Here is a 21,635-nt window from a genome sequence, read left to right on the forward strand (position 1 = left end):
CGCACCGGTGCGACCCCGGGCCCGATCGACCGCTACTTTGAGCACAACCACCGTTCGGTGGCCGCTCGGACTCCGAAGGAGAAGTCCCATGGTCGTTCTCGCCGTGATCCTCATCGCCGCAGCCGTCTGGGCGACGGTCTCGCTCGCCGCGGGGATCGGGCTCGGTCGCGTCATGGCGCGCGCCGACGCCGAAGAATCCAGAACGGTGCTGAGCCGCTCGTCGGACCCGCTCCTCGTCCCCGCGCGCCTCTGACCTCACCCGCTCCCGCGGAGCTCCACCGCGGTGGGCGCCCTTCGTACGGTGAGACGTGCTCTCCGTCCGTGTCGCGTCACTCGCTCGTCGCCGTGGAGCCGTCGCGGCGGCTCTGTACCTGGTGACCCTCGGAGTGATCGTGTTCTGGCCGGTGCACCTCGAGCGCCGCGTCGACTTCCTCTACGACTGCCTGTACGCCGTCGTGCCCGCTGCCGCCGCGGTCGACCTCGACGTCATCGCGAACGTCGTCTTCCTCATCCCCTTCGGCGTCCTGCTCGCGCGACTCCTGCCCGGTCGCCCCTGGCTGCTCCTGGGCATCGCGTGGACCGTCCCGCTGCTGGTCGAGATCGCTCAGGGTGTCTTCCTCCCCGGCCGGACGAGCAGTGCGATCGACGTCGCCGCGAACACCCTCGGCGGAGTGATGGGCGCCATCGGGGTGGGGATCCGACGCCGATACGTCACCCGGCGAGACACCCGCCGTATGTCCTGACTTCGCCCGGTCGCGGTCCGCTTCGAGCGCCTGCTGGGCCGCTGCGTCGGTGAGGTCTCGAATGATCCGCTTCGGGTGCAACAGGCGGGGGTCGTACTCGCGCCAGTCGGGGGCCAGCTCATTCAGGTCGTCCACGACCTGGGACTTCCCCTGTAGATAGAGCGCGTGCATGCGACCCACCGCGCGCGGCAGGGAGTGCCGCCATTCGCGCAACCGCTCCGGGCCGATGATCAACCCGACGATGACGCCCACGAAGATCAGCTTGTCCATCCCCATGTCGAACACTTCAGCTCCTCCAGCCCGCGGGCGGCGCGGCCGGGGGCTCCGCCAGCTGCATTCCCCTGTATTCCCGCCGCGTGGCGGGGATGAAGCCCTGCGCGGCGGCCTCCGCATCGATGCGGGGAAGCGAGGCGATCGACGCGAGGATGGTCGACACCGCCCGGGTGGCCTCCCGTTCGAACGCCAGCCATACATCAGCCGGTCGGCCGACCGGGTCGACGATGTCGTCGTCCAGCCCGCGTCGCTCGACGGAACGAGCCCGAGCGGCCGCCTGCACGAGCGCGGGCCAGTTCCCGGCCCCGCCCGCGGTCGTCACGGTCTCGACCGAGCGGGCGAACTCTCGCACCGTGAACACCGACGAGATGAGATCGGGGCGAAGGTCCAGCACCGCACGGCGGTGGGCGCGTTCCGCGCACAGCACGGTGTCGCCGGTCTGCAGCACCCCCTCGTCGAGTCGTCGAGTGCGATGCTCGTCCAGCGAGAGGCCGTAGGTACGCCCCATCTCGATCGCACCGTCGGCCGCCGCGTCCCCCGGGCGCGCCGCTGTACCGGCGCTCGAGATGTCCAACACCGAGGCCGGGCCGGAGGCCAGACGCGTGCGCAGGAGCGCGGCGACGAAGGGGGATCGGATCATGTTGGCCGTGCAGACCACCAGCACGCGGTTGGTGATCATCGGTCGCATCGGCGCATCGCACGTCTCCCTCTGCGCGACACCTGCCACGCGGCGTCAGTCAACCGGAGCGCCAGACGGGGATGAACCGGAGCGGATGCACACCCCGCGAGCGCCGGGCTGGTGAAGTGCGGCAGCAGATCGGGCGATGTTGCCCCCGGGCCGCGGGCTGAGTCACGACCCCCGTCGAGCATGGAAGAACCGTCCGGCTATCGAAAGGTCCCCCATGGGTATTTTTGGGAACGCATTCTCGGGGTGGCACCTCATCCTGATCCTCGCCGTCATCCTTCTTCTGTTCGGCGCAGCCAAGCTCCCGGGGCTCGCCAAGAGCGTCGGAGAGTCGGTCCGCATCCTGCGCAGCGAATCCGGCAGTGACAAGAAGGCCAAGGCCGAAGAAGGACCGGTCACCACCGGCGCGGCACAGGACGAACTCCCTCACCGTTCCGAGTCGGGCCCGTCATCGCCCGCATGAAGTCCCCGCGCTCGCGACGCACGAGTGGCAAGAAGGGGGCCATGCCCCTCCTCTCCCACTTCGCGGAACTCCGTCGGCGGATCGCCATCTCGGCCGCAGCCATCGCGCTCGCCGGAATCGCCGGCTTCGCGCTCTCGGACGTCGTCATCGAAGCGGCTGCGGCGCCGCTCACGCACATCCAGGGCCCGTCGCTGACCGGTTTGAACTTCACACGTCTGGGCGAGGCGTTCGATCTGCGCTTCAAGATCGCAATGACCCTCGGCATCGTTCTGTCCGCGCCCGTCTGGCTCTACCAGGTCTGGGCGTTCCTGGTCCCCGGCCTGACCTCGCGCGAACGGCGGATCGGCGTCGTCTTCGTCGGCACCGCAGTCCCCCTCTTTCTTTGTGGAGCCTGGTTCGGGTGGATCGTCGTCCCCCAGATCGTGACCCTGCTCGCCGGCTTCGCCCCCGTCGGCTCCTCGACGATGCTCACCGCGAGCCAGTACTTCGACTTCCTCCTCAAACTGATCGTCGGGGTGGGGATCTCGTTCGTCTCCCCCCTCGGAATCATCGCGCTGAACGCGGTCGGGGTGCTCAGCGCGCGATCCATCATTCGGGGATGGCGTGTCGCCCTGGTCGTCATCATCATCTTCTCGGCGACGGTCACCCCGCCCTCCGACATGATGAGCATGGCCCTCATCGCCCTGCCGCTGTGCCTGCTGTACATCGGCGCCGCGGCGTGGGCGTGGGTGCACGACCGTCGAGCCGCGCGCCGCGCCCTCTCAGTCGGCTGAGCCCGGAGGGGCGGATACCGCCCTGACGTCGCCGTCGTCGAGAAGTCGACGCGCAAGGGTCTGCGCGGCCTCGGGCGACAACGCGAGCGAGGTGCCGATACCGGTCTCGATGACGATCCATGCCGCGGCGTCATCGGTACGGCGGAGTACGCCGACCTCGAGCGTCGTCATGACCCCCGGTCCGCTCCCCCGCCCGTCGCGAACGCGGCCGAGCCACCCCCACCCTTCGCTGCGGTGATCCTCATCGTCGGGGTGGGCCGTCGCACCGTGATCCGTCGTGCACCACTCGAACGCGCACCGCGCTCGCCGTTCGACGTCTTCGGAAGCTACTCGCCGTTCCATGCCTGACACCTCTCTCGTGGAGCCGCCGGCGACACCGACGACCCGAACATCGGCGGGCACGAAAGAAGTAAATCGCACACCTCCGACACCGCCCTCAGCGGCCGGGAGCGAGGCCTTCGGGAGGGGTGGGCAGGAGGTCCCGCAGAGGAACCTCCAGCACCTCGGCGAGGGCTACCAGAGTGCGAAGCCGCGGATTCGCCGAGGTGCCCGGGTTGGACTCGCCCTTCTCGAGCTTGCGGTAAGTGAAGGTCGCCAGCCCCGCGGCGTGCGCCACTTGCTCCTGCGACATCCGTTTGTCCGCCCGGGCGCGGAGAAGCCGCACTCCCAGCTCGCGGACGAAGTCGTTCCAGGGATCGGGCGCGTCGGTCATGCTCCCAGCTTGCTCGGGGACTCACGCTCACATACACATGCAAACATGCCGTGATCGCGGGGATGCTCGTGCTCGCAGCCTCGCCGCGCCGAGGTGACACCCAGATGCCGCAGGGTGACGCGCCAGGCGATCCGAGACGGGAACTCGCCGCCGATGCCCGCCCACGCAACGAGCGGGAGACCCGCCACACCGGCCGGAGGGGCTCTCTTCACCCGCGCTCGCACGTCGGGCGCTCTGCCCTCCGCACTCCGACGCGATGAGAGAGTCCCCGCGCCCACGGCCGCTTCCATCCCGGCGCGGCTCTCCAGTGAATGTCCCCCGGGCCCGGACTGCGGAGCACCCATGAATCCTGCCGTCTCACTCACCGAGTCACCCGCGCGGCTGACGCGGCTCACCCCGCTCGAGTCGGCCCGACGCAGTACCTGGCAGCGTCGATACGCCCGACTCGTCGTCGTCGTCGATGCCCTCGTCGTCGTCATCGCCGTCGTCGGCACCCAGCTGCTCTGGCTGGGACCGCACCCCGTCGACGTGGCTTCGGTCGCCGTCGACTACACGACGGTGTCGGTCGGCCTCTGCCTGGCGTGGCTCCTCGCCCTCGGCCTCTGGGGGAGCCGACACCCCCGCGTGGTGGGCTACGGCGTCACGGAGTACCGGCTCGTGCTCGCCGCCTCCACCCAGGTCTTCGGGATCGTCGCCATCGCCGCCTACTTGACCAGCGCCGACCTCTCGCGCGGGTACTTCCTCCTCAGCCTCCCCGTCGGCTCCGCGGCCCTGCTCGGTGGGCGGGTCCTCTGCCGCCGATGGCTCGCCGGCAAGAGACGGTCCGGAGCCATGGGGGCACGGGTCGTCCTGGTCGGCGCAGACGAAGAGAACGCGCGCGTCGCCGCCGAACTGGCCCGCCAGCCCGCCGCGGGACTCCATGTGGTCGGGATACGTCCCCTGGCGCGCGTGTCGTCCGGTCCGACGTGGACGGAGCGGCAGGCCGATCTCCTGCGCGAGCAACTTCGCGTGCTCGATGCCGACAGCGTCCTCGTCTCGGGCGGCGCTCTGCTCGACTCTCACGACATCCGCCGGATCGGTTGGAGCCTCGATCCCGGCCGCCAGCACCTGATCGTCGCCGTGAACCTGACCGACGTCGCCGGGCCCCGCCTGCACACCCGCCCCGTCGCCGGGCTCCCCCTCGTGCACATCGAGACGCCCCAGTACTCCGCCAGACAACGGGTACTCAAACGCGCCTTCGACATCGTCGGCGCCGGCGCCCTGGTTCTTCTCCTGTCCCCGGTACTGCTCGTTCTGGCCGGGCTCGTCCGCGCGTCGGGACCGGGACCGATTCTGTATCGCCAGGAGCGCGTCGGCCAAGGGGGCTCACACTTCGGCATGCTCAAGTTCCGCTCGATGGTCGACGGGGCAGACGCCCGCCTGCACGACCTTCTGGCCGCACAGGGGCGCGACGGAACGCCCTTGTTCAAGGTCGACAACGACCCGCGGATCACCCCTGTCGGTCGCTGGCTGCGGAAATACTCCCTCGATGAGCTCCCGCAGCTCTTCAACGTCTTGGGCGGGCAGATGAGTCTCGTCGGACCGCGCCCGCAGCGCGACGCCGAAGTCGAGTTCTACGACGACGATGCGCACCGGCGCTTGATCGTCCGGCCCGGTATGAGCGGCCTCTGGCAGGTCAGCGGACGCTCGGCCCTGGCGTGGGACGACGCCATTCGGCTCGACCTCTTCTACGTCGAGAACTGGTCGTTCATCGGAGACCTCGTGATCCTCGCCCGCACCTTCAAGGCGGTGGTCGCTCCCGGGTCCACCGCGCACTGACACGGAAACGACGAAGGCGCCCACCCGGACGGGTCGGCGCCTTCGTCGTGTCTGCGAGGAAGCGTCAGGGGGTCGTGCGTCGTCGACGCGGTGCGCTCGCGTCGACCGTGGGCTCAGTCGTCCGCGCCACCTGAACTTCACTCGTGGCCTCACCCGCCGCCCCGTCCGTTGTCCTCCGATGAGACAGGGGGCGGAGGGCGCTGACGTTCTCGGCGGGAAGGTCGGCCGACGTGCGCCGCTTGCCGTGTTCCTCGGTCGCGCTGGGCTGGGACGACGACTTCCGCAGTACCCGCCGCCACCACGTGCTCTTCTCGGTGCGACCGATTCCGTAGCCGTAGTAGCCGCCGTACTGCATCCCGTAGTAGCCCGAATCCGCCCCGCGGAGCGGCGCGCGGTTCAGCACGACCCCGAGGAGGTGTCCTCGCGTCTTCGCGATGTTCGCGGTCGCCCGCGTCAGCATGTCGTCGGTGGTGCGCCCGGCCGTCACCACGAGGACGGTCCCGTCGGCCCAGCTCGCGATCACCGCGGCGTCGGCGACGGCGAGCGTCGGAGGCGAATCGACGATGACGACCAGATCCTCGGCGAGCTTCCGAGACAGCGCCTGCATGCGCTTCGACCCGACCATCTCGCTCGGGTTGGGCGGGGTTCGCCCCGCCGCCACGACGAAGAGCCGTCCGTTCTCGTCGACCTGATGAGCGACCTGTTCGATCTGCGCGCGGCCGGCGAGGACGTCGGAGAGGCCCACGTCGTCCGAGAACCCGAACATGCCGCCCAGAACAGGGCGACGGAGATCGGCGTCGACGAGGATGACCGACTGCCCGGTCGCCGCGATGCTCACCGCCAGGTTCGCGGCGGTGGTGGACTTGCCGTCGCCGGGGAGCGGGCTGGTGACCACCATGATGCGCGCCGGGCGGTCGACGTCGACGTACTGGAGGTTCGTGCGCAGTTCGCGCATGGCCTCCTTGTGGGCGAACGACCCGCGCCCGTCGCGGATGTCGTCGAACGAGAAGACGGCGCGCCCCGCCGCCAACTCCTTGTCCACCGGGAGCACACCGACCACCGACGCATCGACGGCATCGGTGATGTCGCTGGCCGACCGCAACCGTCGGTCGAAGGTGCGTCGCACCAGCGCGAACACGACACCGGCGACGAGGCCGAGAAGCGCACCGATCATCACGTCCAGTCGTACGTTCGGTGAGGACGGCGAGGTCGGCAGTCGCGCCGAGTCGCCGGCGACGAGTCGCACCGCGCCCTGACCACTGCCCCCCGACTCGAGCTCGTCCACTTGCGTCGTCATCGCGCGGATCCACGCCTCGGCGAGATCGCGGGCCGATTCCGGGGTCGCCCCGGTGGCGTCGACGCGGACGTTCACGGTGTCGACCGGGTTGGAGACGCGGATGCGCTCCACGAGAGCCTCGGGACTGTCGGAGAGGCCGAGCTGCTGTCGAGCCGTATCGGCGACGCTGCGCCAGTACCCCATGTCGATGAACGATTTGACCTTGGACAGCGCCAACTGGTCGCCGGCAAGGGCGGCACCCGTCGAACCGTCCGACGCCACGGCCGCCACGTACCCGCTCGCGTCGGCGGAGTACACCCGCGCCTGCGTGGCGCTCCACCCGAGTCCGGCCAGCCCTCCCAGGACCGTCATCACGACGATCGCCTTCCAGTAGGCGCGCAAGATGCGCATCACTCGCTGAATGTCCACTCTGTGTCCGCCTTTCGCATGACGCGACGGCGAGACCGTCGGGTCGCCCGCAGCATAGGCACAGGCGCGAGGACGCTTCTCTCGGCACGGACGGCCGGGGTGGCGGGCGAGACACTCACGACACGAACCGCAGGGGATGCCGGTCGGCAGTCGAGAAGAGGGTGATGCGGATGGGGTGATGCCGGGGTGACGAGGGGGATGAAAGACCTGTTCTCCGCCGAGTTCGCCCGGTCCTCACCCTCAGGATCAGCACCAAGCGGCCGAGACGTGCCGCGCCGAGAACTCCCACCCTTCGGGGGGAGGCCCCGCCCTAGTGGAGATGACGATGCTGATCGATGTGGACACCCTTCCGGCCGGAGCGCGCGTGACCCGGCGGACGAGCCGTTTCTGGGCACCGCGCGAGGGGCCGATCTCTCATCTGCGCGAGGCCCTCGCGAGCGACATCGTGCTGCTGCGCGGACCCACCGGGGTCGGGAAGACCTCCCTGCTGCGCCAGTTCGCGCTCACCCTGCACGACGACACCGAGATCGGTGTGCAGCTCATCGACGGCAACCTCACGCCGCCCGAGAGCATCGACCGCATCGCCGAGGGCTTCGCCAGCGGGCCGTCGCGGCATGTGCTGCTGATCGACAATCACGTCGAGGGCGTCGGCGTCTCCTCCGAGCACCTCCTGCAGATGCTTCACGCCGATTCCGAGCTGCGAATCGTCGTGGGCACCCGGTACGCCACCGGTCTGGAGAGCCCACTCGTGGCTCTCGAGTTCGACGTCCATGTCGTGCCGGCCGCTCGCCTGCGGATGACACGTGACGAGCTCGCACTCGTCCTGGCGCTGAACGGGGTCGAGACCACCGAGGCCGCCACCGACGAACTAGCCGAGCGCACCCACGGATGGCCCGCGCTCGGCCAGCTCGCAAGCGCCCGGCTCCGTCTGGAGGGCCTGCCGCTGAGAACGCGCGAAGAGGCGATCGCCGTCGCCGACTATGCGGGCGCGGCTCTGACCTCCGACATGGAGCAACGGCTCGATATCCCGATCACCGACGAGGTTCGCCTGCTCGCGGTCGCCCCCTTCATCAACGCGGCACTCGCGGAGGCGATGGGCATCGACTCCACGACGGGTTCGACGGCGGAACTCCTCGTGCACCTGCAACACGCGGGTCTGGTCTGGCCGAGCTCGACACGGCTCGTCCTCGCCGAGCCCATCCGCGAGCAATGGTTGCGCGACATCTCGGCACGTACGCCGGGGGTGGTGACGACCGCCCGTCTGAGCCTGCTGAATCATCTCGTCGAAGCGGGCGAACCCTTGCTCGCCGCGCAGATCGCGGCGGACGCCGAACAGTGGCAGACGCTGGCATCGGTGCTGCGAGATTCCGCTCCGGAGATCTGGGCTCGCGACGCGGACAGCTTCGCTCACCTGGTGGGGCGCTTGCGCGACAGCGCGCCGACCGACCCCCTCTCGATCGACGTGCTCCTCGCGCTCGACCCCGATACGGCGCTGTCACCCGAGACTCCCGGGCTCGCCGTCTCCGCACTGGGCCGCCTCCCCGATGCGAAGACGGCCGCGGCGGCGAGCAACCTCGAGGCTCTGACTCTGCGCATCAGTCTCCTGAGGGCGGCCGGGCGCTTCGCTCTCGCCACGGAGTCGGCGTCTCTCCTCGTCGACGGCCTCCGCCGCCACCGCGATGCGGAGCCGGAGGCTTCCGCCGAGGGGTGGTACCAAGCGGGCATGACCGCGTTCGCGATGGGGCGACTGCGCGACGCGGCGCAGTCCCTCCGTCAATCGGAACGCCTCGCCTCACCCGCCGGCCGATCACGCGTGAGAGGGGCGCTCGCGGTCATCGCGCTCCTCGACGGCGACGTCCGGGGAGCGTCGGGCATCGTGGGCCAGAACCGAGACGACAACTGGACGGCGTCCCCCTGGGGAGAAGGGCTCCGCGTCGCGACGGCATGGCTGCAGTTGGAGGGAGGGGATCCGGCGTCGGCTCGGGCGCTGCTGGACCAGATCCCGTCGACCCGGGGAGCACGTGAGCTCTGGCCATACGCCGCGTCGATCCACGCCCTCGCCTTCCTGCTCTCGGGAGCGGCATCCGACTCCCTGGGTCTGCTCCGGGTCTGGGCCGTTCGCGCGCGCAGCACCCCGCCCTCGCACTACCAGTCGACCCAGCTGCTCACCGCACGGGCGAAAGTCCTGATCGCGCTGCGACAGGCGCGCAAGGCGCTCGCCCTCTTCGAAGGGCCGTTCTCTCTTTCCCCGGCCACCGCGCCGGCGATCGCACTGTCGCAGTTGTACGCGGGGCGGACGCACGAAGCGTTCGTCATGAGCGTCAAGTGGGGTCTGCACCACGAACCCGCTCCGCGTGCTGCTCTCGAGAGTCTCGTCGTCAGCGTGGTGGCCGACGTCCGCCTCAACGGGGTGAGCGCACATCGCACCGCCGCGCAACGCGCGGAGTCGTTGAGCATCCAGCACGATCTGTGGAGTCCATGGAGCGCCGTCGCACCGGAGGACGGCGCGCTGGTCCTTCAGATGCTGACGCCCGCTGCGCGAGAGCGGGTGAGCGAACGGCGCTCGTTCTTCGCATCATCCGTCAGCGTGCCGCACCTCACCAAGCGCGAGCAGGTCGTGCTCGCCCACCTGACGCCCACCTCGACGATCGCCGACATCGCACGGGTCCTCGTCGTGTCGCCGAACACGGTCAAGACCCAGCTGCAGAGCTTGTACCGCAAGCTCGAGGTGTCCGACCGCTCCAGCGCGATCCGCGCGGCCCACGCGTGGGGCCTCATCGAGATCGAGACGGAGGCCTGATCACTTGGGCCGGCGCCGACGCAGTCGACCGACGACGACGCGAGCCACGACCAGCAGCACCAGGACGACGATCACCCCGGGCACCGACAGGGGAACCCCGGCACCGCGCAGGACCGCGACGACGACGATCAGCGCCGCCAGCGGAGCCAGCAACATCACGATCTGCCATACACGTCGTCGAGTCACGGCGACAACGCTAACCTCTCGCCCGCAGGGCTCGCCCCGCGACCTCAGGAGACCGGTCGGGTGGACCGACGCCCCGGAGCCGCCCGCTCATCGGCCGCCACCTGCAGGCCGAAGACGCCGAACCAGGCGATCGCCAGCGTCGCGGCGGTGAATTCCAGGTTGCCTCCGAGCACCGTGTCCCCGCCGAAGAGCGAGAGCATGGCGCCGGTGAACGACGTCACCCCGACGGCCACGAGGGTCATGACGCTCGCCGCGCGCATCCACGGCCGTCGTCGCAGAGCCGCTACCTGGCCCATCGCCACGATGGCGAGGACGAAACCCAGCACGGCGAACGAGATGTGAAAGAGGTCTTGCACCTGTGCGCCCGGGGTGAACGGAACCGGGCAGCCCGGGGAGCACGTGATGACCGAGGCCACGGCGAAGCAGAGCCCGCACACCAGCAGGGTCGTGGCGACCGGCCATCCGACGACGTATCCCCCGCCTCGACCGACGAGGGCGCGATCGACGAGCACCGCCGCGATGGCGAGCAGAAGCAGCGCGAGATTGAACAGCGGCGCCGTGGGCATGCCGGTCGCACCGAGCTGGCTGACGTACTGCACGCTCGGGTCCACACCCCGGCAGACCCAGATGAGCGCGGCACTGACGAAAGCGGCCGATCCCCCCACGGTCGCGAGCGTGGCGGGTCGAGGCGGTCTCACCCGTGATCGTGCGGGCGCGGACTGGTCGACGGTGTCGATCATCGACTCCTCCTGGGGGACAACGGGGCTCGGCCACATTATCGCTTCACCCCGGGCTGTCCGACGCTGAGGTGATCTGTCGATCCAGCGGGGTGAATTCCCCACGCCCTGGTCCGCCTGCTCGCGCGGCGCACCCGATGCTGGATCCGCGGGCAGAGCGAGCACGTCGCCTGCGAGCCGGGGGGCCGCATTGCTGAATGTCTCGCTCTGCCCGCACCTTTCCCCCTTCGGCGGTACCTCGCGTCGACGACCCGGTCGTAACGGGCGCCGGCGCGCCCATTCACCGGAGCACTCCGGGTGGGGCGAGCGCCGGGGTGAAAAAGGGGGGATCTACGCACCCGCCGGGTCGGATCGATGCAATCGTCGAGATCGAGCGATCGTCGAGTTGTTCTCCCCCAAGATTCGAACTCTTCCACCGCGATCGCTCACTCTCGGATGCGCGGTCTCGCCGCCTCGGCACCCGGCCGCGAGACCGCGCATCCCCTTAGAGCCTCCTCCGAACGCCTTACGCCCGCACGCCGATGGGGTTGAATCAAAGGGCGCCCGGATCGGACGCGCCACCCCGAGGAGGACCCCGTGACCGACGACCGCGCCGACCACGAGACCGGCCTGGATGCCCTTCTTCAGGCGTCCGAGAACGGCGACGAAGGGGCGCCCATCTTCCCCGTCGGCTTCCGCGGCTACGATCGCGACGTCGTCGACGAAGCCGTTCGTGAACTCGGTGAACGTCTGCGAAGGGCGGCGGACGACGCGCACGACGCGAAGATGCGCGCCGAAGCGATGTTCGCCCAGCAGCGCGCGGAGCATGATGACGAGCTCGAGCAGGCTGCGCGGCGGCACAGCGAAGAGAACGGCGAGCTGCAGGAACGTCTGCGCGAAGCGGCGGCGCGTGCCGCCGAGGCCGAGACACGGGCATCGGCGCTGTCCGGCGAGTTCGCCGCCCGGCTCGGAGAGGACATCGATCCCGAACAGGGGCGACAGCAGTTCGATGCGATCCTGCGCGTCGCCGAAGAACAGGCGACCGTGCTCGTGCAGAACGCCGTCGGGCAGGCGGAGCGCCTGCTGACGAGCGCTCACGACGAAGCCGCCTCCATCCGCGAGGACGCCGTCGCCGAGCAGTCCCGCCTCCGTGCCGAAGCCCAGCACGACGCCGACCAGATCCGCCTCCGCATCGAGACGGAGGCGACGGCGCACGCCGCGCGTCTCGAGCGCGAAGGCGCGCACGCCGCCGAACGGGTGTCGCAGGCGGAACGCGAGGCCGTGGCGGTGCGCACCGAGGCCGAGAAGGGCGCGGCCGCCCTGCGTTCGATGGTGTCTCGCGAGACGGGGGATCTTCGCGCGAAGGCGGAGCGCGACGTCCGCGAGATGACCGCGCGGGTGCTCGAGTTCGAAGAATCCCTCACGCGACGGCAAGACGATGCGCAGCAGGAGTTCCTCGTGCTGCACAACCAAGCGGTCGCCCACGCCGAGCGGATCACCTCCGATGCGAGCGATCAGGTGGCGGCGGCACTCGAGCACGCGCGCCGGATCAGCGCCCGGGCCGACGACTACGAGCGGCTGGCCCGCGCCCAGGCGCAGCAGGTCGAGGCCGACACGCACGTGCGCGCGCGCGACATCCTCGACGGATCCCGCGAGAAAGCACAGCGCATCGCCGACACGATCACGACGCACGCGGCGTCGGTCCTCCGAGACGCCGAGGACCGAACCCGTGATCTGCGGTGGCAGCAGCAGCAGCTGAGCAGCTTCATGGCCGAGATGAACGAGCTTCTGCGCGCTGTGCCCCGCGGTGGGTCGACGGGTCTCGACCTCGAAGACGACGCACCGACTTCGAGTACCGAACACGACGAGAAGCACACCGAGGTGGAACGAGACGTCACGGTCGGCGCGCACGAGGACGACGAGGTCGATCCTCCCAGCTGACGTTCGGCGCGCATGCTCTCCCGGAGCTCCCCGGCTAACGTGGGAAGCATGCGCACCGTCCCCCTCGGCCCCTCCGGCACTCGAGTCCCCCACGTCGTCGCCGGAATGATGCGGATCGACGGGAAGAGCGACGAGGACGTCCGCCGGCTCTACCGCGCCGCGCGCGACGCGGGAATCGATTTCTTCGACCACGCCGACATCTACGCGGCCGAACTGCACTCCGCCGAACGCCGGTTCGCCGAAGCCCTGTCGCTCGACTCGGCCGAACGGTCGGAGATCCGCCTGCAGACCAAAGCGGGGATCGTTCGGGAGGGGCCGTACTTCGACTTCTCGTACGACCATCTGGTGTCATCGGTCGAAGAATCCCTGCGGGCTCTGCGCACCGACTACGTCGATGTGCTTCTTCTCCACCGCCCCGATGCCCTCGTCGAGCCCGACGAAGTGGCTCGGGCTTTTGACCACCTCGAGTCCGCGGGCAAGGTGCGGGCGTTCGGCGTCTCGAATCACACACCGCGTCAGATCGACCTGCTGCGCACGGCCGTACGCCAGCCTCTCGTGGCCAACCAGGTGCAACTGTCCATCGCCCACGCGCCTCTGCTCACCCAGGGGCTCGCGGCGAACATGGAGGGCACGGCGCAGTCGGCCGTGCTCGACGGGGGCGGCCTGATCGAGTACTGCCGCATCGAGGGCATCACCCTGCAGGCCTGGTCTCCGCTGCAGGGATCGCGGGGTGGTGGGGTCTTCCTCGACAACCCGGCCTACGCCGAGCTCAACACGGTCATCGGCGAGCTCGCCGCGCGCTACGGGGTGACGCCCCTCGCGATCGCGGTCGCGTGGATCACCCGACACCCGGCCGGAATACAGGTGGTGCTCGGCACCACCACGCCCGAGCGCCTCACCGAGGCTGCGGCGGGTTCCGACATCGACCTCACCCGCGCCGAGTGGTACGCGCTCGTGCGCGCCGCGGGCTACGTCGTCCCCTGACCGGTGTGTCTCAGTCGCCGCGACGCCCCCGGCGACTGCGGGAGATCACGACGATGAGGCCGACTCCGACGATGACGGCGGCGATCAGCGGAACGAGGACGAACGCGAGTCGACCTGTCTCCGCCTCGGCGTCGGGTTCCGCCTGAGCGGAATCCTCCCCCGCCGAGGGGGAGGCGGACGACTCGGGTGCCGACGAGGGCGCCGAGGTCGCCGGAACCGGCTCCGCCGTCGCCGCGGTGACGGTGACCGTCGCCTGCGCCAACGTCGACTCCCCCGTGCCGACCGCGACCACGATCTCACCGGCGCGCGTCGGGATGAGTTCGACGGTCGCTGATCCGTCGACCACCGCGACGCGGGCGGTCGTCCCGCCCGCGTCGACGCCGTCTCCGTCGAAGGCCGCGGCGTCGGTGGCATCCATCCCGAAGGTGGCCGTCTCGAGGCCCCCGAGACCTGTCGCCGTGACGGTGGTGGTCTCGCCGATCGCCACGGCCGCCGGGTCGATGGTCACCGCCGGTCCCGTCGTGGCCTGTGCCGCCGCGGGAGCGAGGGCCAGCGAGGCGAAAAGTACGGAGATGGCCAGAACGGCCGGTCGGAGGCGCACGGGGGGTCCCTTCGTCGGTCCGCGTAACGGTACCCACCGCGGCGACCGACCGCGCGGTGGTGGACGCGGACGCCGGGGAGCGCTAGGGATCGCCGTCCGACCCGCTTCGCTAGGCTGTGCTCGACATCCACGAGGAGGGGAAGCTCATGACGTCGATCCGACCGTTTACGGGAGTCTTCCTCTGCGGCATCGCGGCTCTCGTCTTCGCCGCCCCGACGCTCTTTCTCGCCGCGGACTCGCCGACGGGACCCAAGGTCGCGTTCCTGGTGGTCGGGACGATCATCCTCGCCCTGGGAGCGCTGCGCATCCGCCGGGAAGGCGCCGCGAGCGCGCGGGGAACGGACGAGCCCGCAAAGCGCGTCAGCGGGGAGTGACCGCTTCCCGGTCTTCGATCAAGACGACCGAGATCGGTTCGGTGGGCAGGTCCCAGGCGGCGACGGGGTTCATGAGCTTCTCTCTTGCGACGGACGTGAGGTGAGGTTCTGCGCTGTGTCACGCATCGCCACCGCGAGATCGGCGACGATGCGCGTGCGGGCCGGCGGTGCGGCAGTCGGGGCCCCCGGCGGGCCCCCGATCACGCGACGCGGGCGAGCGAGCGCGTCGCGTTCGCGGATCGAGGCGCCGGACGTGCCGGGGCCTCGGCCGCCGGAGCTGCGTCGAGCATTCCGTCGAGGCTGAGTCCGCGCGAGGAGTTCGCGTCGTTGGCCATGCGCTTGAGGATGTTCTGGTCGAGGGACTCGGGCTGCTCGGAGTCGAAGACGAACCGCAGGGGGATCGACGGCTGCAGCCAGATCGTCGAGCGTCCGGCCGGTTCGTTCGGGCCGTGCACCCACGACAGGGTGAAGCTCTCGCCACGACGGAGCTTGGTCGCCACGACGACCTTCACGTGTGCCAGCAGTCGGTCCTCGATGATGATCGGCTCGACGGTCGTGCCGTAGAAAAGCTTGGCCATGGTGTACCCCTCTGCTCGTTGCTTATTTGAGAACTTACTAGTTAGACTAGCGAATAGGCAAACAAGATATTAGGGGACCGGATGACGACCGAAAGCAGCACGCCTCCGTCGTACTGGTACAGCGAAAGCGCCGACGACGAACGGGGATCCCGGGTCATGGAGGCACTGCGTGCGTATCGCAGCGCCGAGATGGCCATGCGCCGTCGCACCCAGGACTCGATGGCGATGGGCGAGAACGAGCTGCTCGTTCTGCGCTATCTGACGCGGGCTGCGGGGTCGGGTCAGGACGTCACTCCGATCCACCTGGCGCGCCATCTCGGCGTGTCGACGGCATCCATCACCGCGCTGCTCGACCGTCTCGAGAAGAGTGCCCACGTGCGGAGGAGTCCGCACCCGACGGATCGCCGGAAGGTGCTCGTGGCTGCGACGATCCACGCCGATGACGAGATGCGCGACACGTTGGCGGCGATGCATCGACGCATGATGCAGGCCACGCGCGGAATGAGCGAAGCCGAGACCACGGCGGTCACCGCCTTCCTCGGGCGCATGCGGTGCGCCGTGACGAACGCCTGCGCCTCGACGGGAGAACCGTGTTGCGCGATCGCGGGGGTCCCCGCCGTCTCCCCCTCGGCCGTTGTTCCCGAGACCGTCCCGGACGTGGCGGCGTGAGAGCGCGAGTCACCGCGGCCATCGAGCTCCAGGTCGACAGCGACGCCGACGTCGTCCTCTCGATCGCGGCCGCCTCGGGGTGGTCGGATGACGAGCGGCTCCAGGTGCGCACCACCGCCGGGGTGCTGCCCGTCACCGAGAGCGTCGACCACCACGGCGGACGCCTGCATCGCGTGACGCTGCCGGTCGGCCACGTGCGGATCGACTACGACGCCGAGGTCACGAGCCCGACCGCCCCCGCTCCCTCGGATGAGCTCGACGCCGTGCGCTACCTCCGGCCCAGCCGTTACGTCCCCTCCGACGCCCTGGGTGACGGCATCCCGAACTTCGGCGGGGCCGCACCCCGCGAATTGGTCTCGCTCGTGCCGCAGTGGGTCGCGGATGCGCTGTCTTACGTGAGCGGGTCCAGCGGGCCCACCGATACCGCTCTCGACACCCTCCGCAGCCGCGAAGGGGTCTGTCGCGACTACGCCCACGTGACGATCGCGCTTCTGCGCGCCCTGGGCGTTCCCGCCCGACTCGTCTCCGTCTACGCCCCCGGCCTGTCCCCCATGGACTTCCACGCCGTCGTCGAGGCCTTCGTCGACGGACGGTGGGAGGTGGTGGATGCCACCCGCTTGGCGCCGCGCCCCCACTTCGTCCGCATCGCGACGGGGCGGGACGCTGCCGACACGGCCTTCCTCACCACGCTGTCGGGAACGATGACGTTGTCTTCCGTCGAGGTCAGCGCCGTCGCCATCGGCGCCTTCACCACCGACGACCATCGCGGCGCGGTGCTCCTACCCTGAGTCCCCCTCACGGGGGATCCCCGCCGGAACCCCGCGCGGTAACGTCGCAGCATGGACGTCTTCCCCCCGCCGTCTCGAACCCTTCGCCGCGCCGTTGCCCTCGTGGCGGTGTTCGCGCTGGCGGTTCTGCTCGTCGCCATCCCCCGCCCGGCCGCGGCCGACACCGACGACTTCACCTTCGACTCCTTCGACGCCGACATGAGCTTGTCGCGCACCTCGGACGGGCACGCCGAGCTCGCCGTCGTCGAGACCATCGTGGCGCGCTTCCCCGACGAGGATCAGAACCGCGGAATCGTGCGGGCGATCCCCGACGATTACGACGGAGTGCCGTTGCAGACCCGTGTCGTGTCGGTCACCGACGCGTCGGGTGCCGACGTGCCCTACGAGATCGAGGAGGGGCGCCGTGAGGTGCGGGTGCTCACGGGCGACGACGATTACGTGCGCGGCGTGCAGACCTACGTCATCTCGTACACGCAGCGCGACACCATCCGGTCGTTCGCCGACACCGACACCGACGAGTTCTACCGGGACATCAACGGCACCGACTGGGAACAGCCGTTCGGTGAGGTCTCGGTCCGACTCAGCGTCGACCCGTCGCTCTCCTCGACGGCGATCGACGGGGCGGCCGCGTGCTACGTCGGAGAGCAGGGCTCCGACGCGCGGTGCGACATCACCCGCACCTCGGATGCAACGGGGTCGCTCGTCTGGACCGCCGGGGCACGGGACCTCGACGCGGGCGAGAACGTCACGGTCGCGGTGGGCTTCTCACCCGGCACCTTCGTCCCGGGCGAAGTCGTCCGCACCCCCATGGAGCAGTTCTCCGTCGACGCGGCGCCCGCTCTGGCGGGGCTCTCCCTCGGCGCGGTGGGCCTGGCGGTGGCCGGAATCGGGACCGCCGTCGTCGCGCGCCGCCGCGGACGGGATGCCGCCGGGCGCGGTGTCATCGTGCCCGAGTACGCCCCACCGTCCGACGTCGACGTGCTGCAGGGCGCTGAACTCGTGCAGCGCGGGGGCGCCGGCATCCCCGCCGCTCTGCTCGACGCGGCGATCGCGGGCCATCTGCGCATCGTCGAGTCAGCGGACGACGTACAGACCCTCATGCTCGAACTCGTGCGCACCGACGACGCGAGCCCCCTGCACGCCGCGGTGCTCACGGCCGTCTTCGGCTCGGGAGCCCGGCCCGGTGCCCGCGTCGTGCTGGGGCCCGACCGGCAAGACGTGGCGAAGGCGTTGCAGGCGCTTCCCCCCGGCGCCTCCGCAGAACTGCGGGCGCGGGGATGGACCCACCCGCAGCGTCACGGCCTCTCGATCGGCGCCGGCATCACCGCGGTGGCGGCATTCGTCGTCGCGGTGGGAGCCCTCATCTTCGCGGCGATGGGAACGGCCCCCACGTGGTGGCAGATCGCCGCGATTCCCGCGACCGTGGTCCTCGGCATCCTGGCTTTCGTCCTGCTGCGCTACCGCGACCGCGTCACCGACGCCGGCGCCCCCGCCCGCGACCACCTTCGGGGCCTGCGCGACTACCTGCAGCTCGCGGAGGCCGACCGCCTGCGCGTTCTGCAGAGTCCCGAGGGAGCCGAGCGGCGCCCGGTCGACACCGCGGACTCGGCGCACGTGCTGCACCTGTGCGAGCGCCTTCTGCCGTGGGCCGTGGTGTGGGGGGTCGAGCGCGAATGGGCGCAGGTCCTCGACACGCGCGTGCGCGAGAACGGCGGCGAGCTGGGCTGGTACGCCGGCTCGAACGGCTTCTCGTCGACGGCCTTCCTCGCCACGATGGGATCGATGCGCACCGCGAGCGCCCCGGCGACGGCCACGACGAGCGGATCCGGGAGCTTCTCGGGCGGGTCGTTCGGCGGGGGCTTCTCGGGCGGCGGAATGGGCGGAGGCGGAGGCGGCGGTCGGTGACGCCGTCGGGGCCGCAGCTCGAGACGGTGGCGGGACGACGTCCGCGAGGCGTCACTCCGCGACGCGGATGACCTCCGCGATCACCCGCGGGTCGGCCAGCACGCGGAAGTGCCCGCCACCGGCGAGCCGGACGTTGCGCGCCCCCGCCAGCTCGCTCCCCTCGGGGATGTGCGGGTCGAACGGACCGTAGACGGAGACGATCCGCACGTTCGCTTCGGCCGCAGCGGCGAGCGCGCGCATGGTCGCGTCGCCCGAGGCGAAAGCCCGCAACGACGGGGTGGGCATGAGCCGGCTGTAGCGCGAGCCGCCGAAGGGCGTGGCCACGGCCACCATGGCGCGCAGCCTCTCGCCCTCCGGGTGGAAGGCCATGACGTGCTTGCCGATCAGCCCGCCCTTGCTGTGGGCCACGAGCACGACGTCGTCGAGCCCCCGCGCGACGAGCAGCGCGGCGACGCGATCGGCGGCCTCGGCCACGGGCCGAAGATTTCCGCCCAGCTCGGTGACGACGTGCACCGGGTGCCCGCGGTCGTGCAGGGCCTTCGCGAGGGGTTCCATGAAGCGCCAGGTCTCGTAGATCCCGGGCAGCAGCACGATCGGGGTTCCGCTCCCCTCGGCGAGCGCATCGGGGGCGTCCCGACCGGTGAGCGCCCGCACTTGACCGCGCACGGCGTAGACGTAGTCGCGCACCCACCACCCGAGGTCGCGGACGCCGGTCCGGAGCTTGGCGATCACCATCTCCCCATCCTCGTCGAGGCCGTTCCGCGAGGGGACCGGGTTGCGCCCACAGGCCCGGCGGCACACCCGCTCGGTGCGCGCAACCCGCGCCGTGGCGTCTGCGGCCCGTCGTAACCTGTGGCCATGGACACCTCGGATATCCGCTGGAACGAGCCCGCCCGTCAGAAGATCCTCGACGACGCCGACGCGGTGTTGCGCGAGGCCGTCGTCGCCATCGCCCGAGAGAGCGACGGCATCTCCTCCGACGAGGCGTTCGCGCAGATCAACGCCCGCATCAAGGACCGCTTCATCGATTACGAGCCGGGTCCCGACATCCGCACGTACGCCGACGCGATCGCCGCCGGGGAGATCTCCCCCGACGACGCCGGATGACGCGCGGCCCCTCTCTTCCCCGCGGTCGGCAGTTCGTCCTCACGTGGGGCATACCCGCTGAGTACGGCGGCCTCACCGCCGCCCTCCTGCAGCGGTCGCGCGCCTTCGCCGACCACGGCTCCCCCGTGCACGTGCTGACGTGCGACGACCGCGACGATCGGGTCGCCGTGTCGGCGCAGCTCGAGCGTCGCGGTGCCCTCGCCCCGGGGGTGCACCTCACCAACCTGTGGGATTGGCTTCGCGAGAACACGCTGCGAGGCCGTCCGGTCGCAGCCGGCGCGGGATTCTCGCCCCTGCCGGCCTCGGCCACCGCCGAGTACACCGGGGGCATCCTGGTGCGGCGGATACGGACGGATGCCGCGGGGGCGGTGCAGCAGATCGATCACCTCCGCGCCGACGGGACGCTCGCCGTCAGCGACCGCCGCGATGTCGCCCACGGCTCCGGCCGTACCCGGCGCGTCATCGTCGCCTGCGACGAGAGCGGCGCCCCCCGCGCCGCGTGGCGCGGGGTGAGGGAGCTGTACACCGCGTGGCTCGACCGGCTGACCGGCGGTGCCCGGTCGTTCCTGCTCGTCGACAGCAAGGCCATGGCACGGTTCGCGGCCGGGTATCGCCGAGCCGGCGTGGTCGTGCTGCACGTGGTGCACGGCTCCCACCTGACCGACGACGGCAGCGCCATCCGCGCCTCCCGCGCGGAGGTGTTCTCGCGGCTCAGCGCCTTCGACGCCGTCGTGTTCTGCACGCCACGGCAGGTGGCCGACGTGCGGCGCGAAGTCGGGCCCATCCCCCTGCTGACCGCGGTACCGCATCCGGTCGACGTGCCCGACACCGATACTCGTGCACCGCGCGACGGCACGGTGGTGGTGGCCCGGCTCGAGCCGATCAAGCGTGTCGAGGACGCGGTCGACGCCATCGGGCTGGCACGGTCGAGCGGCGCGCAGGTGCACCTCGACGTCTACGGCGACGGTCCCTCCCGCGCCGCTCTGGAGCGACGGGCCGGCGACGGCGTCGTGTTCCACGGCTTCGATCCCGCCGCGCGCGATGCCCTCCGGCGCGCCTCGACCCTCCTGCTGACGAGTCGTTCCGAGGCCTTCTCGCTCGTGGTGGCCGAGGCGATGGCCGCCGGCTGTCTGCCCATCGCCTACGACGTGCCGTACGGCCCCCGCGAGCTCATCGCCGACGGACGCACCGGGTGGCTCGTGGCACCCGGTGATGTCGCCGCGCTGAGTGAGGCGCTCGTGCACGCGGCATCCGCGAGCCCGGCGACCCTCGCCCGCATGCGCCGTGCCGCCGTCGAGAGGGCACGCGCGTACGACGAGGCTGCGGTCCTGCGCCTGTGGGGGCGCGCGCTCTCTCGGGCCCGACGGAGACACCGGCTCCGGGGGACCACCTGGCGCACCCGCGAGATGTTGCGGCGCCGCCTTCGGATCGGCTGAGATCCGGACCCATCCGGCCCACGCAGGCGTAACGTTCCTCTCACCACCCCGGCATCGCCGGCGCGGAAGGCACCGATCTCGGTGCCACCGACGACTCCCGTCCGTCGAGCCCTCCCCCACGCGGCTCCGGACGGGAGTCGCCGCCGTTCTCAGCGGTCTTCGCCGTAGCCGCGGATGCTGCGCAGGTCGTCTTTCAGGTCCTCGTTCGACACGTCGTCGTTCACCTGGGCGTCAGCGGCGCGCTGCTCCTGCTCGCCCTGCTTCTTCTCTTCGACCCCGGCGTCGGTCGCACCGTCCATCACGGGGGCGTCCTGGGTCTCTTCGCGGTCAGTCATCGTCGTCCTCCTCGGAAAGGGTGGTGACTGGCATCCTGACCCC

The 21,635-nt window shown here is 70.5% G+C and carries 24 protein-coding genes; 14 read left to right on the top strand and 10 right to left on the bottom strand.

Features of this window, described 5'->3' with window-relative positions; all coding sequences use genetic code 11:
- Positions 1 to 88 precede the first annotated feature (88 nt).
- Both IFU40_RS15440 and IFU40_RS15445 read left to right on the top strand, forming a co-directional pair.
- Positions 89 to 253 (top strand): hypothetical protein, encoded by a 165-nt coding sequence (locus IFU40_RS15440; RefSeq protein ID WP_191926909.1) that lies wholly within the window; start codon positions 89 to 91, stop codon positions 251 to 253.
- A 55-nt stretch (positions 254 to 308) separates the two neighbouring features.
- Complete coding sequence (locus tag IFU40_RS15445) at positions 309 to 743, top strand: VanZ family protein (protein WP_191926910.1); 435 nt, start codon at positions 309 to 311, stop codon at positions 741 to 743.
- 286 nt (positions 744 to 1,029) lie between these two features.
- Here IFU40_RS15445 and IFU40_RS15450 read toward each other — a convergent pair whose 3' ends face one another.
- A complete protein-coding gene (locus tag IFU40_RS15450; protein WP_070408544.1) occupies positions 1,030 to 1,695 on the bottom strand; it encodes an arsenate reductase/protein-tyrosine-phosphatase family protein in 666 nt (221 codons plus the stop codon).
- Positions 1,696 to 1,918: 223 nt separating this feature from the next.
- Between IFU40_RS15450 and IFU40_RS15455 the strand changes: the two genes are divergently transcribed.
- Both IFU40_RS15455 and tatC read left to right on the top strand, forming a co-directional pair.
- Entirely contained in the window at positions 1,919 to 2,164 is a 246-nt protein-coding gene (locus IFU40_RS15455) for a twin-arginine translocase TatA/TatE family subunit (RefSeq protein WP_070408545.1), read from the top strand.
- A 41-nt stretch (positions 2,165 to 2,205) separates the two neighbouring features.
- Complete coding sequence (gene tatC / locus IFU40_RS15460) at positions 2,206 to 2,937, top strand: twin-arginine translocase subunit TatC (RefSeq protein ID WP_070408546.1); 732 nt, start codon at positions 2,206 to 2,208, stop codon at positions 2,935 to 2,937.
- Here the strand turns inward: tatC and IFU40_RS15465 are convergent.
- Entirely contained in the window at positions 2,926 to 3,108 is a 183-nt protein-coding gene (locus IFU40_RS15465) for a hypothetical protein (RefSeq protein ID WP_070408547.1), read from the bottom strand. The two genes, tatC and IFU40_RS15465, sit on opposite strands and share 12 nt — an antisense overlap.
- 265 nt (positions 3,109 to 3,373) lie before the next feature.
- Positions 3,374 to 3,649: a helix-turn-helix domain-containing protein gene (locus IFU40_RS15470; protein ID WP_070408548.1), complete on the bottom strand. Its 276-nt coding sequence runs from the start codon at positions 3,647 to 3,649 to the stop codon at positions 3,374 to 3,376.
- A 342-nt stretch (positions 3,650 to 3,991) separates the two neighbouring features.
- Here IFU40_RS15470 and IFU40_RS15475 point away from each other — a divergent pair, with 342 nt between their 5' ends.
- A complete protein-coding gene (locus IFU40_RS15475; protein ID WP_191926911.1) occupies positions 3,992 to 5,467 on the top strand; it encodes a sugar transferase in 1,476 nt (491 codons plus the stop codon).
- A 64-nt stretch (positions 5,468 to 5,531) separates the two neighbouring features.
- Here IFU40_RS15475 and IFU40_RS17270 read toward each other — a convergent pair whose 3' ends face one another.
- Positions 5,532 to 7,172 (bottom strand): polysaccharide biosynthesis tyrosine autokinase, encoded by a 1,641-nt coding sequence (locus tag IFU40_RS17270; RefSeq protein WP_191926912.1) that lies wholly within the window; start codon positions 7,170 to 7,172, stop codon positions 5,532 to 5,534.
- 325 nt (positions 7,173 to 7,497) lie between these two features.
- Here IFU40_RS17270 and IFU40_RS15485 point away from each other — a divergent pair, with 325 nt between their 5' ends.
- Positions 7,498 to 9,972, top strand: a complete 2,475-nt coding sequence (locus IFU40_RS15485; protein WP_191926913.1) for a LuxR C-terminal-related transcriptional regulator — start codon at positions 7,498 to 7,500, stop codon at positions 9,970 to 9,972.
- Here IFU40_RS15485 and IFU40_RS15490 read toward each other — a convergent pair whose 3' ends face one another.
- Positions 9,973 to 10,158, bottom strand: a complete 186-nt coding sequence (locus IFU40_RS15490) for a hypothetical protein (RefSeq protein ID WP_156458711.1) — start codon at positions 10,156 to 10,158, stop codon at positions 9,973 to 9,975. It lies immediately after the preceding gene.
- A 44-nt stretch (positions 10,159 to 10,202) separates the two neighbouring features.
- Positions 10,203 to 10,898, bottom strand: a complete 696-nt coding sequence (locus IFU40_RS15495; protein WP_055833836.1) for a DUF998 domain-containing protein — start codon at positions 10,896 to 10,898, stop codon at positions 10,203 to 10,205.
- A 573-nt stretch (positions 10,899 to 11,471) separates the two neighbouring features.
- Here IFU40_RS15495 and IFU40_RS15500 point away from each other — a divergent pair.
- On the top strand, positions 11,472 to 12,815 hold the full coding sequence (locus IFU40_RS15500) for a cell division initiation protein (RefSeq protein ID WP_181015993.1): 1,344 nt from the start codon (positions 11,472 to 11,474) through the stop codon (positions 12,813 to 12,815).
- Between the two features lie 48 nt (positions 12,816 to 12,863).
- Entirely contained in the window at positions 12,864 to 13,799 is a 936-nt protein-coding gene (locus tag IFU40_RS15505) for an aldo/keto reductase (protein ID WP_055833833.1), read from the top strand.
- Between the two features lie 10 nt (positions 13,800 to 13,809).
- Here the strand turns inward: IFU40_RS15505 and IFU40_RS15510 are convergent, their stop codons facing one another.
- A complete protein-coding gene (locus tag IFU40_RS15510) occupies positions 13,810 to 14,400 on the bottom strand; it encodes a hypothetical protein (RefSeq protein WP_055936094.1) in 591 nt (196 codons plus the stop codon).
- A gap of 146 nt (positions 14,401 to 14,546) precedes the next feature.
- Between IFU40_RS15510 and IFU40_RS15515 the strand changes: the two genes are divergently transcribed.
- Entirely contained in the window at positions 14,547 to 14,774 is a 228-nt protein-coding gene (locus tag IFU40_RS15515) for a hypothetical protein (protein ID WP_191926914.1), read from the top strand.
- 200 nt (positions 14,775 to 14,974) lie between these two features.
- Here the strand turns inward: IFU40_RS15515 and IFU40_RS15520 are convergent, their stop codons facing one another.
- Positions 14,975 to 15,352 (bottom strand): DUF7882 family protein, encoded by a 378-nt coding sequence (locus IFU40_RS15520; RefSeq protein WP_055833824.1) that lies wholly within the window; start codon positions 15,350 to 15,352, stop codon positions 14,975 to 14,977.
- An 81-nt stretch (positions 15,353 to 15,433) separates the two neighbouring features.
- On the opposite strand from IFU40_RS15520, the gene IFU40_RS15525 reads away from it, so the two are divergent.
- The 3 genes from IFU40_RS15525 to IFU40_RS15535 are packed head-to-tail and all read left to right on the top strand — an operon-like array spanning position 15,434 to position 18,714.
- Positions 15,434 to 16,021, top strand: coding sequence for a MarR family winged helix-turn-helix transcriptional regulator (locus IFU40_RS15525; protein ID WP_083285732.1), 588 nt, complete (start codon positions 15,434 to 15,436; stop codon positions 16,019 to 16,021).
- Entirely contained in the window at positions 16,018 to 16,809 is a 792-nt protein-coding gene (locus IFU40_RS15530) for a transglutaminase family protein (RefSeq protein ID WP_191926915.1), read from the top strand. The genes IFU40_RS15525 and IFU40_RS15530 overlap by 4 nt, the downstream gene beginning before the upstream one ends.
- Positions 16,810 to 16,860: 51 nt before the next feature.
- Positions 16,861 to 18,714 carry a DUF2207 family protein gene (locus IFU40_RS15535; protein ID WP_191926916.1) on the top strand — a complete coding sequence of 618 codons (1,854 nt, stop codon included), beginning with the start codon at positions 16,861 to 16,863 and terminating at the stop codon, positions 18,712 to 18,714.
- Positions 18,715 to 18,765: 51 nt separating this feature from the next.
- Here IFU40_RS15535 and IFU40_RS15540 read toward each other — a convergent pair whose 3' ends face one another.
- On the bottom strand, positions 18,766 to 19,449 hold the full coding sequence (locus tag IFU40_RS15540) for an esterase/lipase family protein (protein ID WP_191926917.1): 684 nt from the start codon (positions 19,447 to 19,449) through the stop codon (positions 18,766 to 18,768).
- 123 nt (positions 19,450 to 19,572) lie between these two features.
- Between IFU40_RS15540 and IFU40_RS15545 the strand changes: the two genes are divergently transcribed.
- Entirely contained in the window at positions 19,573 to 19,821 is a 249-nt protein-coding gene (locus IFU40_RS15545) for a hypothetical protein (RefSeq protein ID WP_055833812.1), read from the top strand.
- Positions 19,818 to 21,257 carry a glycosyltransferase gene (locus tag IFU40_RS15550; RefSeq protein ID WP_191926918.1) on the top strand — a complete coding sequence of 480 codons (1,440 nt, stop codon included), beginning with the start codon at positions 19,818 to 19,820 and terminating at the stop codon, positions 21,255 to 21,257. The genes IFU40_RS15545 and IFU40_RS15550 overlap by 4 nt, the downstream gene beginning before the upstream one ends.
- 149 nt (positions 21,258 to 21,406) lie before the next feature.
- Here IFU40_RS15550 and IFU40_RS15555 read toward each other — a convergent pair whose 3' ends face one another.
- The gene (locus tag IFU40_RS15555; RefSeq protein ID WP_055833809.1) at positions 21,407 to 21,592 is read right to left on the bottom strand and encodes a hypothetical protein; all 186 of its coding nucleotides are present in this window, start codon (positions 21,590 to 21,592) and stop codon (positions 21,407 to 21,409) included.
- Positions 21,593 to 21,635 lie beyond the last annotated feature (43 nt).

This window comes from Microbacterium sp. CFBP 13617 (assembly GCF_014839445.1).
GTDB lineage: Bacteria > Actinomycetota > Actinomycetes > Actinomycetales > Microbacteriaceae > Microbacterium.